Below are 17,445 nucleotides of genomic sequence, written 5' to 3'. Positions count from 1 at the left end.
GATCTCGTCGAACGGGTTCATCGACATCTTGACGTTGGCGAGATCGACACCCGTCCCGTCCGCCTTCACGCGAACCTTCACGTTATAGTCGATCACCCGCTTGACGGGCACGAGGACCTTCATGGCTAGCAACTCCTCTAATCCAAGCTCTCGGTCGCTCTGTTAGCCGCTCCGCGCCGGGGAAAACAGTGCAAAATCGACGCGGGAAGTCGCAGGCACGCCAAGTTTCGGCCCGCGAAGGGGTTCAGCGGTTCGCGCCGGGGACCCAGAGCACGTCTGCACGGCCCTCGTCATTGGCAATGCGCGCCGCGACGAAGAACCAGTCCGACAGCCGGTTGAGGTATTTCACCGCAGCCTGATTCACCGATTCCATCGTGGCGAGTTCCACCGTCAGACGCTCCGCCCGGCGCGAGACCGTGCGGCAATGGTGGAGATGCGCCGAAAGAGCGGAACCGCCAGGGAGAATGAAGCTTCTGAGCGGCTGGAGCCGCGCGTTCATCGCGTCGATCTCTTTTTCCAGCCTGTGGACCTGCGCCTCGACCATGCGCAGGACGGGGTATCCCGCCTCGCCGTCGCGTTCCATGTCCGGCCGGCAGAGATCGGCCCCCAGGTCGAAGAGGTCGTTCTGGATGCGCGCCAGCGCGGCGTCCATCTCGCCCCCGGCGTGGAGCCGCGCGAGGCCAAGGGCCGAATTCGCCTCGTCCACCGTCCCGTAGGCCGCGACGCGCAGCGAATGCTTGGCGACCCGCGCCCCGTTGCCGAGCGCCGTTTCGCCGGCGTCGCCGGTCTTCGTGTAGATCTTGTTCAGAACGACCATCAGCCCCCTCCGGAACGGCGAAATGCCACGAACGCCAGGATCAGCGCGACCGCGACGGCCTGCGCGATGATCCGGTAGCGCATGATGCGGTTCGCGTGCTTGCGGTTGAAGTCGCCACCCTTCGCGAAGCCGCCGATCCCGATCATCAGGATGACCAGGACGCCGAGGCAGGCGAGCGCAGCGACGATGAAAAGCGGGTCTTTTGCCATGATCTCCCCCGGGCGATGGGCCCCATGTAATGCGGGGCGCGGAAAAAGCGAACCCCGAAACACCGAAACCACGGTCAGCCCTTGCGCAGGACCCAGTCGAGCACGCGGCCCGGAAGGACGCGCCTCAGCGCGCCCATCATGTAGGTCGGGGTGGTCACGTAGTAGCGGGGCTTCGGGTTCCGCGATTCGAGCGCGCGCAGGATCTTTTCGGTGACGGCCGAGGCGGGCAGTTCGAAGCGGTCCGGTCCACGCTTTTCGTAGAGGCGCTTCAGGAGGCTCGCGCGGTATTGTTCGACCCGCGCGCTGTTCTCCCAGTCGATCCATTTCTCGAAATGCGGGATGGAGTTCACGCGGATCTTCGACGTGACGGGCCCCGGCTCGATCAGGATCACCCTGATCGGCGTGTCGGAAAGCTCCAGCCTCAGGACATCCGTGAGGCCCTCCATCGCGAATTTCGTCGCGACATAGGCCCCGCGCCAGCGGATCGCGACGAGGCCGAGGACGGAGGAGCAGTTCACGATCCGCCCGTGCCCCTGCGCACGCATGACAGGTATCACCCGCCGTGTGAGGTCATGGACCCCGAAGAGGTTCGTTTCGAAGATTTCCCTGAGCGCACCGCGCGGCAGGTCCTCGACCGCGCCGGGGCAGGCGAAGGCGCCGTTGTTATAGAGAGCGTCGAGTGTTCCCCCCGTGCGCGACAGCGCCTCGGCCAGTCCCGCCTCGATGCTTGCCTCATCGGCGTAGTCGAGGGGAAAGCTTTCGAGCCCCTCCGCCTCGAGCCTCGCGCAGTCCTCAGGCTTCCGGCAGGTCGCGAAGACCCGCCAGCCCGCGCGTTTCAGCCCATGCGCGGCGTCATGGCCGATGCCGCTCGAACAGCCGGTAATCAGGATCGATTTCATTGCCGCCCTTCCGATTTGCGCCTTCTCGCTAGGCCCTTTTCGCGCCGCGCGCAAACCCCACGATGGGGACTCGGGCGAATTCGCGCTGGACCGGGACCCGCCCGCGATTTACACAACATCCATGTCCGACAAGTCCGACGATACCAATATGGAGCCCACGACGGTCGCCGAACCGCTATCCCGCGCGATCGGGGAGCGGTATCTGACCTACGCGCTCTCGACGATTATGAACCGGGCGCTGCCGGACGCGCGCGACGGGTTGAAGCCCGTGCACCGCCGCATTCTCTTCGCGATGCGGGAGCTGAAGCTCTCGTCCACCGGGGGGTTCCGGAAATCGGCGAAGATCTCGGGCGACGTCATGGGGAACTACCACCCCCACGGCGACGCGGCGATCTACGACGCGATGGCGCGGCTCGCGCAGGACTTCAACATGCGCTACCCGCTCGTGGACGGGCAGGGGAACTTCGGCAATATCGACGGCGACAACCCGGCCGCCTCGCGCTACACCGAGGCGCGCCTCACCGCCGCCGCCGAGGCGCTGATGGAGGGGCTCGCGGAGAACGCGGTCGACTTCCGCCCGAACTATGACGGAACGCTCGAGGAACCCGTCGTCCTTCCCGCCGCCTTCCCGAATCTTCTGGCGAACGGTGCCTCCGGGATCGCGGTCGGAATGGCGACGAACGTCCCGCCGCACAACCTGCACGAACTGATCGACGCCTGCCTGCATCTGATCAACGCGCCGGACGCCCGCGACGAGACGCTGGTGAAATACATACCCGGCCCGGATTTCCCGACCGGCGGCGTGATCGTCGAACCACCCGAATCGATCCTCGAAGCCTACCGCACCGGCCGCGGCGCCTTCCGCCTGCGCGCCCGCTGGGAGGTTGAGGATCTCGGCCGCGGCACTTGGCAGATCGTCGTGACCGAAATCCCGTTCCAGGTGCAGAAGTCGAAGCTGATCGAGCGTCTGGCCGAGGTCATCCAGACCAAGAAGGTGCCGCTTCTGGCCGACGTGCGCGACGAAAGCGCCGACGACGTGCGGATCATCCTGGAGCCGCGCGCCCGCACGGTCGATCCGGAACTCCTCATGGGCATGCTCTTCCGCAACTCCGACCTGGAGGTGCGGTTCTCGCTCAACATGAACGTGCTGATTGACGGGCGCGTGCCCAAGGTCTGCTCGTTGAAGGAGGTGCTCCGCGCCTTCCTCGATCATCGCCGCGCGGTGCTCCTGCGCCGCTCGCAACACCGGCTGGACAAGATCGACCATCGGCTCGAGGTCCTCGAAGGCTACATCATCGCCTATCTCAACCTCGACCGCGTGATCGCGATCATCCGGACCGAGGACGAGCCGAAGCCCGTGCTGATGGCCGAATTCGAACTGACCGACGTTCAGGCCGAGGCGATCCTCAACATGCGCCTCAGGAGCCTCCGCCGGCTCGAGGAGATGGAGCTGCGCAAGGAGCGTGACAACCTTCTGATAGAGCGCGCCGACCTCGAGGACCTTCTCGCCTCCGAGGCGCTGCAGTGGAAGCGGATCGGGACGGAACTGAAGGACGTCCAGAAGGCCTTCGGCAAGAATGCCCCCGGCGGCGCGCGGCGCACCAGCTTCGCCGAGGCCGGCGAGGTCGAGGAGGTGCCCTTCGAGGCGATGATCGAGCGTGAGCCGATCACCGTCATCTGCTCGAAGATGGGCTGGATCCGCGCGATGAAGGGTCACCAGCCGCTCGACGCCGAGGTGAAGTTCAAGGACGGCGACGAGGGGCGTTTTACCTTCCATGCCGAGACGACCGACCGGATCCTCCTGTTCGGCACGAATGGCCGCGTCTACACGCTGACCGGCGCGAACCTGCCCGGAGGGCGCGGGATGGGCGAGCCCGTGCGCCTGATGGTGGACCTGCCGAACGAGGCCGACATCGTGGACCTCGTCATCCACCGCGCGGGCGAGAAATACCTCGTCGCCTCGACGGATGGCGACGGGTTCGTGGTGCCCGCCGATGAATGCCTCGCGCAGACGCGGGCAGGGAAAGTCGTGCTGAACCTCCGCGAGGGGGCGAAGGCGCGGGTCTGCCGGCCCGTCACCGGCGACCACGTCGCGGTGGTGGGCGAGAACCGCAAGGTCCTGGTCTTCCCGCTCGAAGAACTTCCGGAGATGAGCCGCGGCAAGGGCGTCAGGCTTCAGAAATACAAGGATGGCGGCCTTTCGGACGCCACGACCTTCACGCTCGCCGACGGGCTTTCCTGGAAGGATCCGGCGGGCAGGACGCGGACGGAATCCGACCTCACCGAGTGGTTCGGCAAGCGCGCGAGCGCGGGCCGGATGGCCCCGCGCGGCTTCCCGCGCGACAACCGGTTCAACTGAGGCCGGGCGGTTGACGCCGCCCCGGTCAGGCTCAAGGCCCTTCGCCCCGCGGCGGCCGCGAACCGGAAACCGCAGTCAGACCTTCTCGACCATCAGCCAGACACCGCCCTCTGGCCGCAGTGTGACGATCATCACCGGCTTGGGGTCCCGCCCTGGCACACGGGAAAACCGGAACTGCGCAAGCAGTGTCGCGAGGATGATCACCGCCTCCTGCAGCGCGAAGGAGGCGCCGATGCAGATGCGCGGCCCGGCGCCGAAGGGCAGGTAGGCGTAGCGGTCGATCGCCTTCAGGTCCTCGAAGCGGTCCGGATCGAAGCGGTGTGGGTCTTTCCAGTGCAGGTGGCTCCGGTGCAGAGCGTAGATGGGCAACATCACGGTGTCGCCGGGCTGGATGTCGCGGCCGCAGAGCGTGTCGTGCCTCAAGGCCGTTCGCGACAGGAAGGCCGCCGGCGGGTAGAGCCGCAGCGCCTCGTCCACGATCTGACGCACGTAGCCCAGTTTCGGCAGATCCGCGACCGTTGCCGCACGGTCGCCGAGCGCCCCGCGCGCCTCCTCCCGCGCACGTTCCTGCACGGCGGGATCGAAGGCACAGAGGTAGAGTGCCCAGGACAGCGTCAGCGCCGTCGTCTCGTGCCCCGCGACGATGAAGGTCAGAAGGTTGTCGCGCAGCTCGCCCGTGTCCATCTTCCGCCCCGTCTCCGGGTCCTCGGCGACGAGGAGGAGGTCGAGGAGATCGGGCACCTCGCGCGGACCGGCGCTGCGCCGCGCCTCGATCGCGCCGTCGGCCATCCGTTTCATGTCCCGCATCGCTTGCGCGGAAACGAGACGCTGCGGCCGCGGCACCCATCCCGGCGCACCGAGGATGTCCAGCAGCGACACCTTCGCCGTCTGGCCGATATAGGCGTCGATCGCTTGGTGCACGGCGGCCCGGTCGAATCCTTCGTCGCCCGAGAAAGTCACGTCCGAGATGACCTCGAAGGTCGCCGTAACCATCTCGTCGTAGAGATTCGCCGCCCGCCCTTCGGCCGCCGCGATCCGCTCCGCCGCGCGTTCCGCCGCCGCGGTCATCACGGGGGCGAGCGCCTCGACGTTCCGCGCGGCGAAGGCGGGCGCCGCGGCGCGCCGCTGCCATCGCCACTCGGCCCCTTCCGCGATGAAGAGGCTGTCGCCGATCGCGGGCCCGAGGATCAGCTTGGTCACGTCGGATTTCGGATAATCCTCCAAGGCCTCCTTGAGGATGCGGCGGAGCGCGCCCGGGTCCATCACCATGTGCCAGCGCTTTCCGGTCTTGCCCGACACCATCGGCTGCCTGAGCGCGATTTCCGGGATCAGCTCGAGCAGGTTCCGCCGCGCCACCTTCAACGTCTGCCAGATTCCCCAGGGCTGGGTGACGAGGGGCACCTGGACCGGAAGTTCGGGGCTCGCGGAAATGTTCATCGCAGTCTCCTTCCGGCCAAGGATATAGGCCCATCGGCGCCCCGGCAAAGCCCGGCGATTGCATGACCTGCCCTGTCGCGCTATGGCAAATCCATGAAGGAGACGCTGCTCATGCCCCGCACCGCCCGCCTGCTCCGTTCGATCACCGCCGTCGCTGCGGCGCTGCTCCTTGCGGCCTGCGCCAAGGAGGATCTGACCAGGCCGCCGCCGCCGATCGGCGATTTCGCCCTCGGCTACACGATCATCGTGGCGGAGAACGCCAAGCAGGCCGGCCCGTCGCGGCAGGCGACGCCCGAGGAATGGCAGGCGGTTCTGAAGGAAGAGATCGACAAGCGCGTCGGCCGCTACGATGGGGAGAAGCTCTACCACCTCGGCATCGCCGTCGATGCCTACGCTCTCGCGATTCCGGGCGTTCCGCTGGTCGTTAACCCGAAATCCGTGCTCGTGGTCAGCGCCAACGTCTGGGACGACACCGCGCAGCGCAAGATCAACGCGGTGCCGAAGCAGATCACCGTCTTCGAGAAGAGTTCGCCCAGGACCTTCATCGGCTCCGGCCTGACCCAAAGCGGCGATACCCAGATGCGGAACCTGTCCGCCTCCGCGGCCCGTGCGATCCAGGCCTGGCTGGTCGAGAACAAGGCCTGGTTCACGCCCGAAGCGGTCGCCGCGCGCGCCGCTGCGGCGGGTCCGCCCGAGACCGTTTCCGCCCCAGAACCGGCAAACTGATCGCAGTCCAACTGCCGCTTGATTTTTCCCGCCGCTGTGGCTACGCAGCGCGCGGTGTTGAACCCGGGTTCCCAGGAACCCCCGAACCATGAGGCGCCCGCGAGATGGCAAAGGCAAAGTTTGAACGGACGAAACCGCACGTGAACGTTGGCACGATTGGCCACGTTGACCACGGCAAGACGACGCTGACGGCTGCGATCACGAAGTATTTCGGGGAGTTCAAGGCGTACGACATGATCGACGCCGCGCCGGAAGAGAAGGCGCGCGGGATCACGATCTCGACGGCGCACGTTGAATACGAGACGGCGAACCGCCACTACGCGCACGTCGACTGCCCCGGCCACGCCGACTACGTGAAGAACATGATCACGGGCGCGGCGCAGATGGACGGCGCGATCCTCGTGGTGAACGCGGCCGACGGCCCGATGCCGCAGACGCGCGAGCACATCCTGCTCGGCCGTCAGGTTGGCATTCCCTACATGGTCGTCTACCTGAACAAGGTCGACCAGGTTGACGACGAGGAGCTCCTCGAGCTCGTCGAGATGGAAGTGCGCGAGCTTCTGTCGTCCTACGAATACCCGGGCGACGACATCCCGATCATCAAGGGTTCGGCGCTGGCCGCTCTTGAAGGCCGCGATCCGGAGATCGGCGAGAACTCGATCCGCGCCCTGATGGACGCCGTCGACAGCTACATCCCGACCCCGGCGCGTCCTGTCGACCAGCCGTTCCTGATGCCGATCGAGGACGTGTTCTCGATCTCGGGCCGCGGCACGGTTGTGACCGGCCGTGTCGAGCGCGGCGTGATCAACGTCGGCGACGAAGTCGAGATCGTGGGCATCCGCGCGACGCAGAAGACGACCTGCACGGGCGTCGAGATGTTCCGCAAGCTCCTGGACCGCGGTGAGGCCGGCGACAACATCGGCGCGCTGCTGCGCGGCATCGACCGTGACGGCGTCGAGCGTGGTCAGGTTCTCTGCAAGCCGGGTTCGGTGAAGCCGCACACGAAGTTCGAGGCCGAAGCCTACATCCTGACGAAGGAGGAAGGCGGCCGCCACACGCCGTTCTTCGCGAACTACCGTCCGCAGTTCTACTTCCGCACGACGGACGTGACCGGGACGGTGAAGCTTCCGGCCGGCACCGAGATGGTGATGCCGGGCGACAACCTGAAGTTCGAGGTCGAGCTGATCGCCCCGATCGCGATGGAAGAGAAGCTCCGCTTCGCCATCCGTGAAGGCGGCCGCACCGTCGGCGCAGGCGTCGTCTCCAAAATCATCGAGTAATCTCGTCCGGAGCGATCTTCGAAGGCGCGGGCAGGGAACTGTCCGCGCCTTTTTCTTTTCCGCGTCCTGGAGCCGTATCCCGCTATCGCGAGCGGATGGCTGACCAGGGGCGCCGCTATATCTCGATGAGATCCCCCGCTCCCACCGTCGGCATGGCGAAGGCGGCATGGAATTTGACGAGATATTCGAACTCCACGCAATGCATCGGCAGGAGGCGCTCCACCTTCTCCTGCATGAACCAGTCGATCGTTTCATCGATCGGCGGGTCCTCGGCCTTCATCATGTGGAAGCCACCTATGACCGCGTGGAGATGCTGTCCGGTCACTTCCTTCGCGCGGATGGCGATGTTGCATATCCCTGCATGGGAGCATCCGGAAACCACAACCGCGCCCTTGTCCGTCCTGAACGCCAGGGCGGTGTCGTCCTCCATCGGGTCGTCGAAGCACGTGCCGCGTTCGAACGGGGTGACGCGCGGGATCTCGCCCAGAAAGAACGCTCCCGGAGCGAGTTCCAGCGGCGCGCGCGTCGTTTCGACCTCGAAGTCAGAAGCCAGTTTCGCGCGAATGTCCCGATAGTCCTGCATCGCACCGGGGTCGTCGGAGTCGTATGACTCGGTCAGAACCCTCGGGTGGCAAACGACACGTTTCCTTTCCTTGAACCGGTGGGACAACAGCCCGCGCGTGTGATCGTCGTGAAAATGCGACAGTGCGATGACGTCGACATCGTCGAGATCGATGCCTGCGATGTCCGAGTTGCGCAGCCAGACATCCGAATAGCCCGTATCGAACAGGATATTCTCGCCACCATGCTCGATCAGTGCCGAGAAACCCCACTCTGCCTGCCACACAAGGCCGCAGGCGGAGTTTTCGCAGAGCAGCCGGATCTTCATATCCCTCAGGCTACAGTGATTGCCCGTCAAGTCAAACGCCCCGTGGAGCCCGGCTTTCAGCTGGCTCTCCAGAAGGAGCATCGTGACCGGGGCATGCTTTGGGTTCCCTCCGCGGGCGAAGCCGGGGATAAGGCTTGTGATATTGGCTTGGGCAGCATACGTTTCTTTTGACGCGCGACAGATACAGGTTGGAGGAGCCTCACATGCCTAAATCTCGCTCGCTGGCCATTGCAGCCGCGCTTGCGTCAATCACCTTCACGTTCGCCGCCAACGCCCAGGATGGAAGCCTGGGCGAAATAGAGTTCATGAACAGTTGCGCCCAGTGTCACGGCGCAGGGGGGAAGGGTGACGGCGTGATGGCCGGCTTCCTGAATACCGCCGCGCCGGACCTGACCGTGCTGCAGCAGGCCAACGGCGGCGTATTCCCCTTCGCCCGCGTCTATGGCGTCATCGATGGAACCGTCCAGGTCGGAGCGCATGGCACCACCGAAATGCCCGCCTGGGGTCAGCGCTATGCCGCCAAGACGCCCGCGGCGCTCGGGTGGGAGTATAGCCAGCAGGATCAGGAAGCCTTCGTGCGCGGCCGGATTCTTGCGCTTACCGAGTACATCTCGACGCTCCAGCAACAGTGACGCGCGCCGTTGGCCGCATCCCGGGGCGCGCTTCGGTGCGCCCCGTTTCCTTTCGCGTGAAAACCCCACTTGATTTCGCCGCGCCGCTGGCTTAGGTCGGCGCTGGCCTAGGGGTATAGCTCAGTTGGTAGAGCATCGGTCTCCAAAACCGAGGGTCGCGGGTTCGAGTCCTGCTGCCCCTGCCAGGCCCATCCAGACATGGTTCGTTTGCACAATCCGTGGCCGCCCGGTCCGAAACTGGCCGCAGGAACCGCATGGCGCAATCCTGCGAAGGCTTGCGGGGCAAGGGTTGCGGCCACTTCACCGGTTCCCTGCGCATGAAAAAGTCACGTTGGCGACAGTCTTTCCCGCTTGCGCTTGAAATTCCCCTCTGGGCAGCGTATCTCGCCCCGGTCGGAAGCAGGCCCGGAACGCGAGACGAGATAGATGGCGAATCCCCTTCAATTCATCCAGCAAGTCCGTTCCGAGGTCGCGAAGATCGTGTGGCCGACCCGCCGCGAGGTCGTCCTGACCACGGTCATGGTGTTTCTCATGGCTTCCCTCGCATCGGTCTTTTTCTTCCTGGTGGACCTGATCATCCGCCAGGGGCTCAACGTGGTTCTCGGGGTCTGATCCCCGAGCGGCAAGCGCCCTTTCCGGACTTGAAAACCAAGGCCATCGCCTGTAGAGGGGGCGCGTCAATATGGAACCGGCGTGCATCGATTCGGGTGATGCGCGCTGTTTTTTGTTCGGGCAAGCGCGTACAGGCGCGCGCTGAATAACGGAATCTCCGGCGGCTCGCCGTCGGTCTCAAGAGGTCGGGCTAGCATGGCGAAGCGGTGGTATTCGGTGAGCGTTCTCTCGAACTTCGAGAAGAAAGTCGCCGAACAGATCAAGCAGGCCGTGGCTGACCAGGGTCTCGAGGGCGAGATCGAAGAGGTTCTCGTGCCGACCGAAGAGGTGATCGAGGTTCGTCGCGGCAAGAAGGTGACGTCCGAGCGCCGCTTCATGCCGGGTTACGTGCTCGTGCGGATGGACATGTCCGACCGGGGGTATCACCTGATCAACTCGATCAACCGCGTGACCGGTTTCCTCGGCCCGCAGGGCAAGCCGATGCCGATGCGCGACGACGAGGTGAACGCGATCCTGAACCGGGTCGAGAAAGGCCAGGAGGCGCCGCGCAGCCTGATCCACTTCGACATCGGCGAGCAGGTCAACGTGACCGACGGTCCGTTCGAAGGTTTCAGCGGCATGGTCGAAGAGGTGGACGAAGAGAACAGCCGCCTCAAGGTGACCGTGTCGATCTTCGGCCGCGCGACGCCGGTCGAACTGGAATTCACGCAGGTGTCCAAGGGTGCCTGACGTGTGAGCCGTGGGAGGCGAGCGGGGCTTGGGCCCCGCGGACCGGACCACTAAACCAAGGCCCCTCGCGGGGCGGGTGACAAAGGAGAGGCCCTTATGGCCAAGAAGGTAATCGGGCAGCTGAAGCTGCAAGTCAAAGCGGGGCAGGCAAACCCGTCTCCGCCGATCGGTCCGGCGCTGGGTCAGCGCGGCATCAACATCATGGAATTCTGCAAGGCGTTCAACGCCAAGACGCAGGAAATGGAGCCCGGCTCGCCGGTTCCGACCATCATCACCTACTATGCGGACAAGTCCTTCACCTTCGAGATGAAGACGCCGCCGGCGTCCTACTACCTCAAGAAGGCCGCCAAGCTGCAGTCCGGCTCGAAGAAGCCCGGCCGCGACACGGCGGGCGCGGTGACCGTGGCTCAGATCCGCGAGATCGCCGAAGCCAAGATGAAGGACCTGTCGGCCAACGACGTCGAGGCTGCAATGCAGATCATCCTCGGCTCGGCCCGTTCGATGGGCATCGAGGTGAAGGGGTAAGACATGGCCAAGCTCGCTAAACGCACTGCGGCCGCTCGCGCCGCCTTCGAAGGCAAGTCGAACCTCTCGGTCGAGGAAGCCGTCAAGCTGATCAAGAGCACGGCTGCGGCCAAGTTCGACGAGACGCTCGAAATCGCGATGAACCTCGGCGTCGACCCGCGTCACGCCGACCAGATGGTCCGCGGCGTCGTCACGCTGCCGAACGGCACCGGCAAGACGGTGCGCGTGGCCGTGTTCGCCCGTGGCGCCAAGGCTGACGAAGCCAAGGCCGCCGGCGCGGACATCGTCGGTGCGGAAGACCTGATGGAAACCGTGCAGGGCGGCAAGATCGAGTTCGATCGCTGCATCGCCACCCCGGACATGATGCCGCTCGTCGGCCGTCTGGGCAAGGTGCTGGGCCCGCGCAACCTGATGCCGAACCCGAAGGTCGGCACGGTGACCATGGACGTCGCGGCTGCCGTTCAGGCGGCGAAGGGCGGCGAAGTCCAGTTCAAGGTCGAGAAGGCCGGCGTCATCCATGCCGGCATCGGCAAGGTTTCGTTCGACGAGGCGAAGCTCGCCGAGAACGTCCGCGCCTTCGTGGACGCCGTCTCGCGCGCGAAGCCCTCGGGAGCGAAGGGCACCTATGTCAAGAAGGTGTCGCTGTCCTCGACCATGGGTCCGGGCGTGTCGCTCGACTTGGCGTCGGCGACCGGGAACTGATTGAACGGGTGGGCCCGGCGCCCACCCATGAAATTCCCCGGGCCTTCGGGCTTTGGGAATGGCGGGGCGGAAACGCCCCGTCCTGTCCGAGACGGCGGGTGGGAGCGATCCCATAAATCCTGCCTGAGATGGGGAACGAGACCATTACCGGGGTTCACCTCGGGCGATCTGGCCTCGGGACCATCGCGGACCCGAACGCTTCCGGCCTCCGCCGAGTTGGAGGTCGGCCGGGAGCAAACTTGAGCCGGGGGGAAACCCCCACACTTGGAGTGAAACCGTGGATAGAGCCCAGAAAGAGAAAGTGGTCGAGGAACTCGGCCAGATCTTCGAAAGCTCTGGCGTCGTGGTGGTTGCCCACTACGAAGGCATGACGGTTGCTCAGATGCAGGACCTGCGCGCGGAGATGCGTGCCGCAGGCGGGTCCGTCCGCGTCGCCAAGAACAGGCTCGCCAAGATCGCCCTTGAAGGCAAGCCCTGCGAAAGCATCGGCCAGCTTCTCACGGGCATGACCGTACTCGCCTATTCCGAGGACCCTGTCGCTGCTGCGAAGGTCGCGGACGCCTATGCCAAGAAGAACGACAAGTTCGCGATTCTCGGCGGCGCCATGGGCGATACGGCGCTGGATCCGGCCGGTGTCAAAGCCGTGGCCGCCATGCCGTCGCGTGAAGAGCTCATCGCTCAGATCGTGTCCTGCATCGGCGCCCCCGCTTCGAACATCGCCGGGGCCATTGGCGCACCTGCTTCGAACATCGCGGGCATCCTTTCCACTCTGGAAGAGCGGGAAGCCGCGTGAGCAATCAGTGCCTTCGTGGGGGTCGAAACCTCGACGTTGGAACACCATATGAGAACGGATGAGAAAAATGGCTGATCTGAACAAACTTGCCGAAGAAATCGTCGGCCTGACGCTCCTCGAAGCGCAGGAACTGAAAACCATCCTCAAGGACAAGTACGGCATCGAGCCCGCCGCTGGCGGCGCTGTCATGATGGCGGCTGGTCCGGCTGCTGGCGCTGCTGCCGCTGCCGAAGAGGAAAAGACCGAGTTCGACGTCGTCCTGACCGACGCCGGCGCCAACAAGATCAACGTGATCAAGGAAGTTCGCGCGATCACCGGTCTTGGCCTGAAAGAAGCCAAAGACCTCGTGGAAGCCGGTGGCAAGGTGAAAGAAGCCGCGCCGAAGGCCGAAGCCGAGGACATCAAGAAGAAGCTCGAAGCGGCTGGCGCCAAGGTCGAGCTGAAGTAATTCCGCGTCCTGGACGTGGAAGAGGGCTGGGTCCGGGCAAAATCCGGGCCCAGCCGAACCTGTCTTGGAGAGGCCCGGATGCGGTCCGGGTCTGCCCAAGGTGAGGTTCGAGGTTCGGGAGTGGGCCGGTGGGACGGTCCGCATGAATGGAACCCCCTCCCTTCATTCGCAAGCGGCGCGCCCCGTGGCCCGACGGGACGCCCCCGCGAAGAGACGAAAGGTGACGACGAGCATGGCTCAGAGCTACGTTGGCCAGAAGCGCATCCGCAAGTACTACGGCAAGATCCGCGAAGTCCTGGAGATGCCGAACCTCATCGAGGTTCAGAAATCCTCCTACGACCTGTTCCTGAATTCAGGCGACGGTCAGAAGCCCTCCGACGGCGAGGGAATCCAGGGAGTCTTCCAGTCGGTCTTCCCGATCAAGGACTTCAACGAGAACGCGATCCTCGAATTCGTGAAATACGAGCTCGAGAAGCCGAAATACGACGTGGAAGAGTGCCAGAGCCGCGACATGACCTATTCGGCGCCGCTGAAGGTCACGCTGCGCCTGATCGTGTTCGATGTCGACGAGGACACCGGCGCGCGCTCGGTGAAGGACATCAAGGAACAGGACGTCTACATGGGCGACATGCCTCTGATGACGCCCAACGGCACCTTCATCGTGAACGGCACCGAACGGGTGATCGTCAGCCAGATGCACCGCTCCCCGGGCGTGTTCTTCGATCACGACAAGGGCAAGACGCATGCCTCGGGCAAGCTTCTGTTCGCCTGCCGGATCATTCCCTACCGCGGCTCCTGGCTCGACTTCGAATTCGACGCCAAGGACATCGTCTTCGCGCGTATCGACCGCCGCCGGAAGCTTCCGGTGACGACGCTCCTGTATGCGCTGGGGCTCGACCAGGAAGGCATCATGGATGCCTACTACAACACCGTCGACTTCAAGCTCGTGAAGAACAAGGGCTGGGTAACCAGGTTCTTCCCCGAGCGCGTCCGCGGCACGCGCCCGACCTATGACCTGGTCGACGCCGCCACGGGCGAAGTGATCTGCAAGGCGGGCGACAAGGTCACGCCGCGCATGGTCAAGAAGCTCATCGACGAGGGCAAGGTCACCGAGCTTCTGGTGCCCTTCGACCACATCCTCGGCCGCTACGTCGCCAAGGACATCATCAACGAGGAAACCGGCGCGATCTATGTCGAGGCCGGCGACGAGCTCACCCAGACCGTCGACAAGGACGGCGAAGTGACCGGCGGCACGCTGAAGGTGCTCCTGGACAACGGGATCACCGAGATCCCGGTCCTCGACATCGACAACGTCAACGTCGGCCCGTACATCCGCAACACCATGGCCGCGGACAAGAACATGAACCGCGACCAGGCGCTCATGGACATCTACCGGGTCATGCGCCCGGGCGAGCCGCCGACGGTCGAGGCCGCCTCGACGCTGTTCGACGGGCTCTTCTTCGACAGCGAGCGCTATGACCTTTCGGCCGTGGGCCGCGTGAAGATGAACATGCGCCTCGACCTCGACGCGCCGGACACGCAGCGCACGCTGCGCAAGGAAGACATCATCGCCTGCATCAAGGCGCTGGTCGAACTCCGCGACGGCAAGGGCGAGATCGACGACATCGACCACCTCGGCAACCGCCGGGTGCGCTCGGTCGGCGAACTCATGGAAAACCAGTACCGCGTCGGCCTGCTGCGCATGGAGCGCGCGATCAAGGAGCGCATGTCCTCGGTCGAGATCGACACGGTCATGCCGCAGGACCTGATCAACGCGAAGCCCGCCGCGGCGGCCGTGCGCGAGTTCTTCGGTTCCTCGCAGCTTTCGCAGTTCATGGACCAGACCAACCCGCTGTCGGAAGTGACGCACAAGCGGCGCCTCTCGGCCCTCGGGCCGGGTGGTCTGACCCGCGAGCGCGCGGGCTTCGAAGTCCGCGACGTTCACCCGACGCACTACGGCCGGATGTGCCCGATCGAGACGCCGGAAGGCCCGAACATCGGTCTCATCAACTCGCTGGCGACCTATGCACGCGTGAACAAGTACGGCTTCATCGAAACCCCCTACCGCAAGGTCAAGGAAGGCCAGGTCACGGACGACGTGATCTACATGTCCGCGACCGAAGAGATGCGGCACACGGTGGCGCAGGCCAACGCGCAGCTCGACGAAAAGGGCCGGTTCAAGAATGAACTCGTCTCGACCCGTCAGTCCGGCGAATTCATGCTGAACCCGGCGGAAGCCGTGGACCTCATCGACGTCTCGCCGAAGCAGCTCGTTTCGGTGGCCGCCTCGCTCATCCCGTTCCTCGAGAATGACGACGCGAACCGCGCGCTCATGGGTTCGAACATGCAGCGGCAGGCCGTGCCGCTTCTGCAGGCGGATGCGCCCTATGTCGGCACCGGGATCGAGGCCATCGTGGCCCGCGATTCGGGCGCGGCGATCATGGCGAAGCGCGGCGGCATCATCGACCAGGTCGACGCCACCCGTATCGTCGTTCGCGCGACCGAGGATCTCGAGATCGGCGATGCCGGCGTTGACATCTACCGTCTGCGCAAGTTCCAGCGGTCGAACCAGAACACCTGCATCAACCAGCGTCCGCTGGTGAAGGTGGGTGACCGCGTCGCCAAGGGCGACGTGATCGCCGACGGCCCGTCGACCGACATGGGCGAACTGGCGCTCGGCAAGAACGTCATCGTCGCCTTCATGCCCTGGAACGGCTACAACTACGAAGACTCGATCCTGATCTCCGAGCGCATCGTGCGCGACGACGTCTTCACCTCGATCCACATCGAGGAATACGAAGTCGCCGCCCGCGACACGAAGCTTGGGCCCGAGGAAATCACCCGCGACATCCCGAACGTCGGCGAGGAAGCGCTTCGCAACCTCGACGAGGCGGGCATCGTCTACATCGGCGCCGAAGTGGGGCCGGGCGACATCCTCGTGGGCAAGATCACGCCGAAGGGCGAAAGCCCGATGACGCCGGAAGAAAAGCTTCTGCGCGCCATCTTCGGCGAGAAGGCCTCGGACGTGCGCGACACCTCGCTCCGGCTGCCGCCGGGCGACTTCGGCACGGTCGTGGAAGTGCGCGTCTTCAACCGCCACGGCGTGGACAAGGACGAGCGCGCGCTGCAGATCGAGCGTGAAGAGGTCGAGCGTCTGGCGCGCGACCGCGACGACGAGCTCGCGATCCTCGAACGCAACATCTACGCGCGTCTGAAGACGCTGATCCTCGGCAAGACCGCGGTGAAGGGTCCGAAAGGCATCAAGGCCGGCTCCAAGATCGACGAGGCGCTTCTTGAAAGCCTCTCGCGCGGTCAGTGGTGGCAGCTTGCGCTCGGCGAAGAAGCCGACGCGCAGGAGGTCGAGGCGCTCAACGCCCAGTTCGAGGCGCAGAAGCGTGCTCTCGAGCACCGGTTCGAAGACAAGGTCGAGAAGGTCCGCCGGGGCGACGACCTGCCTCCGGGCGTCATGAAGATGGTCAAGGTCTTCGTCGCGGTGAAGCGCAAGCTGCAGCCGGGCGACAAGATGGCCGGCCGTCACGGCAACAAGGGTGTCGTGTCCAAGGTGGTCCCGATGGAGGACATGCCGTTCCTTGGGGACGGCACGCCGGTCGACATGGTTCTGAACCCGCTGGGCGTGCCGTCGCGGATGAACGTCGGGCAGATCCTCGAGACCCACATGGGCTGGGCCGCGCGCGGCCTGGGCCTGCGGATCGACGATGCACTGCAGGACTATCGCCGCACCGGCGACATGACGCCTGTTCGCGATGCGCTGAAGCACGGCTACGGCGACGAGGTCTACGCGGAAGCCTTCGGCGACCTGGACGACGCCACCGTCGTCGAGCGCGCCGAGGTCGTGAAGAAGGGCGTGCCGATCGCGACGCCGGTCTTCGACGGCGCCAAGGAGGCGGACGTGAACGACTCGCTCATGCGTGCCGGTTTCGACCAGTCGGGTCAGTCCGACCTGTTCGACGGCCGCACCGGCGAGAAGTTCGCGCGTAAGGTGACGGTGGGTGTGAAATACCTGCTCAAGCTTCACCACCTTGTCGACGACAAGATCCACGCCCGTTCGACCGGCCCCTACTCGCTCGTCACGCAGCAGCCCCTGGGCGGCAAGGCCCAGTTCGGCGGCCAACGCTTCGGCGAGATGGAAGTCTGGGCGCTCGAAGCCTACGGCGCTGCCTACACGCTGCAGGAGATGCTCACCGTCAAGTCGGACGACGTGGCGGGACGCACCAAGGTCTACGAAGCCATCGTCAAGGGCGAGGACAACTTCGAGGCCGGCGTGCCGGAGAGCTTCAACGTGCTCGTGAAGGAAGTGCGGGGCCTCGGCCTCAACATGGAACTCCTGGATGCGGAGGAGGAGTGAGGGCGCCCGCGCCCCACTTCCC

16 protein-coding genes, 1 tRNA gene and 1 pseudogene are annotated in these 17,445 nt (G+C 65.0%); 12 read left to right on the top strand and 6 right to left on the bottom strand.

Annotation, left to right across the window (positions count from 1 at the left end):
- From ABCN56_RS16755 to ABCN56_RS16740, 4 genes and pseudogenes are all read right to left on the bottom strand, one after another.
- Positions 1 to 123: pseudogene (locus ABCN56_RS16755) on the bottom strand (electron transfer flavoprotein subunit beta/FixA family protein); the annotation flags it as partial.
- Positions 124 to 244: 121 nt separating this feature from the next.
- The gene (locus ABCN56_RS16750) at positions 245 to 817 is read right to left on the bottom strand and encodes a cob(I)yrinic acid a,c-diamide adenosyltransferase (protein ID WP_343081961.1); all 573 of its coding nucleotides are present in this window, start codon (positions 815 to 817) and stop codon (positions 245 to 247) included.
- On the bottom strand, positions 817 to 1,026 hold the full coding sequence (locus tag ABCN56_RS16745; protein WP_343081960.1) for a twin transmembrane helix small protein: 210 nt from the start codon (positions 1,024 to 1,026) through the stop codon (positions 817 to 819). Before ABCN56_RS16745 ends, ABCN56_RS16750 begins: the two co-directional genes overlap by 1 nt.
- Positions 1,027 to 1,100: 74 nt before the next feature.
- Positions 1,101 to 1,925 (bottom strand): SDR family NAD(P)-dependent oxidoreductase, encoded by an 825-nt coding sequence (locus ABCN56_RS16740; RefSeq protein WP_343081959.1) that lies wholly within the window; start codon positions 1,923 to 1,925, stop codon positions 1,101 to 1,103.
- A gap of 121 nt (positions 1,926 to 2,046) precedes the next feature.
- Between ABCN56_RS16740 and parC the strand changes: the two genes are divergently transcribed.
- Positions 2,047 to 4,284 carry a DNA topoisomerase IV subunit A gene (parC, locus tag ABCN56_RS16735; RefSeq protein ID WP_343081958.1) on the top strand — a complete coding sequence of 746 codons (2,238 nt, stop codon included), beginning with the start codon at positions 2,047 to 2,049 and terminating at the stop codon, positions 4,282 to 4,284.
- 75 nt (positions 4,285 to 4,359) lie between these two features.
- Here the strand turns inward: parC and ABCN56_RS16730 are convergent, their stop codons facing one another.
- Entirely contained in the window at positions 4,360 to 5,721 is a 1,362-nt protein-coding gene (locus ABCN56_RS16730) for a cytochrome P450 (RefSeq protein WP_343081957.1), read from the bottom strand.
- A 93-nt stretch (positions 5,722 to 5,814) separates the two neighbouring features.
- Here ABCN56_RS16730 and ABCN56_RS16725 point away from each other — a divergent pair, with 93 nt between their 5' ends.
- Complete coding sequence (locus ABCN56_RS16725) at positions 5,815 to 6,447, top strand: hypothetical protein (RefSeq protein WP_343081956.1); 633 nt, start codon at positions 5,815 to 5,817, stop codon at positions 6,445 to 6,447.
- A 104-nt stretch (positions 6,448 to 6,551) separates the two neighbouring features.
- On the top strand, positions 6,552 to 7,727 hold the full coding sequence (gene tuf, locus ABCN56_RS16720; RefSeq protein WP_343081942.1) for an elongation factor Tu: 1,176 nt from the start codon (positions 6,552 to 6,554) through the stop codon (positions 7,725 to 7,727).
- A 115-nt stretch (positions 7,728 to 7,842) separates the two neighbouring features.
- Here tuf and ABCN56_RS16715 read toward each other — a convergent pair whose 3' ends face one another.
- A complete protein-coding gene (locus tag ABCN56_RS16715) occupies positions 7,843 to 8,616 on the bottom strand; it encodes an MBL fold metallo-hydrolase (protein WP_343081955.1) in 774 nt (257 codons plus the stop codon).
- Positions 8,617 to 8,819: 203 nt separating this feature from the next.
- Between ABCN56_RS16715 and ABCN56_RS16710 the strand changes: the two genes are divergently transcribed.
- The 9 genes from ABCN56_RS16710 to rpoB all read left to right on the top strand — a co-directional run bounded on the left by ABCN56_RS16710 (position 8,820) and on the right by rpoB (position 17,423).
- Complete coding sequence (locus tag ABCN56_RS16710; protein ID WP_343081954.1) at positions 8,820 to 9,248, top strand: c-type cytochrome; 429 nt, start codon at positions 8,820 to 8,822, stop codon at positions 9,246 to 9,248.
- Between the two features lie 109 nt (positions 9,249 to 9,357).
- Positions 9,358 to 9,433 (top strand) — tRNA-Trp (locus tag ABCN56_RS16705).
- A gap of 241 nt (positions 9,434 to 9,674) precedes the next feature.
- Positions 9,675 to 9,860 carry a preprotein translocase subunit SecE gene (gene secE, locus ABCN56_RS16700; RefSeq protein ID WP_343081953.1) on the top strand — a complete coding sequence of 62 codons (186 nt, stop codon included), beginning with the start codon at positions 9,675 to 9,677 and terminating at the stop codon, positions 9,858 to 9,860.
- Positions 9,861 to 10,055: 195 nt separating this feature from the next.
- On the top strand, positions 10,056 to 10,589 hold the full coding sequence (gene nusG / locus ABCN56_RS16695) for a transcription termination/antitermination protein NusG (protein ID WP_343081952.1): 534 nt from the start codon (positions 10,056 to 10,058) through the stop codon (positions 10,587 to 10,589).
- 96 nt (positions 10,590 to 10,685) lie between these two features.
- Positions 10,686 to 11,114 carry a 50S ribosomal protein L11 gene (rplK, locus tag ABCN56_RS16690; RefSeq protein ID WP_343081951.1) on the top strand — a complete coding sequence of 143 codons (429 nt, stop codon included), beginning with the start codon at positions 10,686 to 10,688 and terminating at the stop codon, positions 11,112 to 11,114.
- A 3-nt stretch (positions 11,115 to 11,117) separates the two neighbouring features.
- Complete coding sequence (gene rplA, locus ABCN56_RS16685; protein ID WP_343081950.1) at positions 11,118 to 11,816, top strand: 50S ribosomal protein L1; 699 nt, start codon at positions 11,118 to 11,120, stop codon at positions 11,814 to 11,816.
- Positions 11,817 to 12,093: 277 nt separating this feature from the next.
- A complete protein-coding gene (rplJ, locus tag ABCN56_RS16680) occupies positions 12,094 to 12,609 on the top strand; it encodes a 50S ribosomal protein L10 (RefSeq protein WP_343081949.1) in 516 nt (171 codons plus the stop codon).
- A gap of 67 nt (positions 12,610 to 12,676) precedes the next feature.
- Complete coding sequence (rplL, locus tag ABCN56_RS16675; RefSeq protein WP_343081948.1) at positions 12,677 to 13,057, top strand: 50S ribosomal protein L7/L12; 381 nt, start codon at positions 12,677 to 12,679, stop codon at positions 13,055 to 13,057.
- A gap of 232 nt (positions 13,058 to 13,289) precedes the next feature.
- Positions 13,290 to 17,423, top strand: a complete 4,134-nt coding sequence (gene rpoB, locus ABCN56_RS16670; RefSeq protein ID WP_343081980.1) for a DNA-directed RNA polymerase subunit beta — start codon at positions 13,290 to 13,292, stop codon at positions 17,421 to 17,423.
- Positions 17,424 to 17,445 lie beyond the last annotated feature (22 nt).

The organism is Ostreiculturibacter nitratireducens (assembly GCF_032670585.1).
In the GTDB taxonomy this organism is placed as follows: Bacteria; Pseudomonadota; Alphaproteobacteria; order Rhodobacterales; family Rhodobacteraceae; genus Ostreiculturibacter; species Ostreiculturibacter nitratireducens.
Note: the sequence above shows the minus strand (reverse complement) of the source record. Positions and strands in the feature narration are given on the sequence as shown.

Coding starts and splice junctions, on each gene's coding strand:
- ABCN56_RS16745 (WP_343081960.1), bottom strand. CDS start 1,026: ATGGCAAAAGACCCGCTTTTCATCGTCGCTGCGCTCGCCTGCCTCGGC.
- rplL (WP_343081948.1), top strand. CDS start 12,677: ATGGCTGATCTGAACAAACTTGCCGAAGAAATCGTCGGCCTGACGCTC.
- ABCN56_RS16715 (WP_343081955.1), bottom strand. CDS start 8,616: ATGAAGATCCGGCTGCTCTGCGAAAACTCCGCCTGCGGCCTTGTGTGG.
- parC (WP_343081958.1), top strand. CDS start 2,047: ATGTCCGACAAGTCCGACGATACCAATATGGAGCCCACGACGGTCGCC.
- nusG (WP_343081952.1), top strand. CDS start 10,056: ATGGCGAAGCGGTGGTATTCGGTGAGCGTTCTCTCGAACTTCGAGAAG.
- ABCN56_RS16710 (WP_343081954.1), top strand. CDS start 8,820: ATGCCTAAATCTCGCTCGCTGGCCATTGCAGCCGCGCTTGCGTCAATC.
- tuf (WP_343081942.1), top strand. CDS start 6,552: ATGGCAAAGGCAAAGTTTGAACGGACGAAACCGCACGTGAACGTTGGC.
- rplA (WP_343081950.1), top strand. CDS start 11,118: ATGGCCAAGCTCGCTAAACGCACTGCGGCCGCTCGCGCCGCCTTCGAA.
- ABCN56_RS16740 (WP_343081959.1), bottom strand. CDS start 1,925: ATGAAATCGATCCTGATTACCGGCTGTTCGAGCGGCATCGGCCATGAC.
- ABCN56_RS16725 (WP_343081956.1), top strand. CDS start 5,815: ATGAAGGAGACGCTGCTCATGCCCCGCACCGCCCGCCTGCTCCGTTCG.
- secE (WP_343081953.1), top strand. CDS start 9,675: ATGGCGAATCCCCTTCAATTCATCCAGCAAGTCCGTTCCGAGGTCGCG.
- ABCN56_RS16750 (WP_343081961.1), bottom strand. CDS start 817: ATGGTCGTTCTGAACAAGATCTACACGAAGACCGGCGACGCCGGCGAA.
- rpoB (WP_343081980.1), top strand. CDS start 13,290: ATGGCTCAGAGCTACGTTGGCCAGAAGCGCATCCGCAAGTACTACGGC.
- rplK (WP_343081951.1), top strand. CDS start 10,686: ATGGCCAAGAAGGTAATCGGGCAGCTGAAGCTGCAAGTCAAAGCGGGG.
- ABCN56_RS16730 (WP_343081957.1), bottom strand. CDS start 5,721: ATGAACATTTCCGCGAGCCCCGAACTTCCGGTCCAGGTGCCCCTCGTC.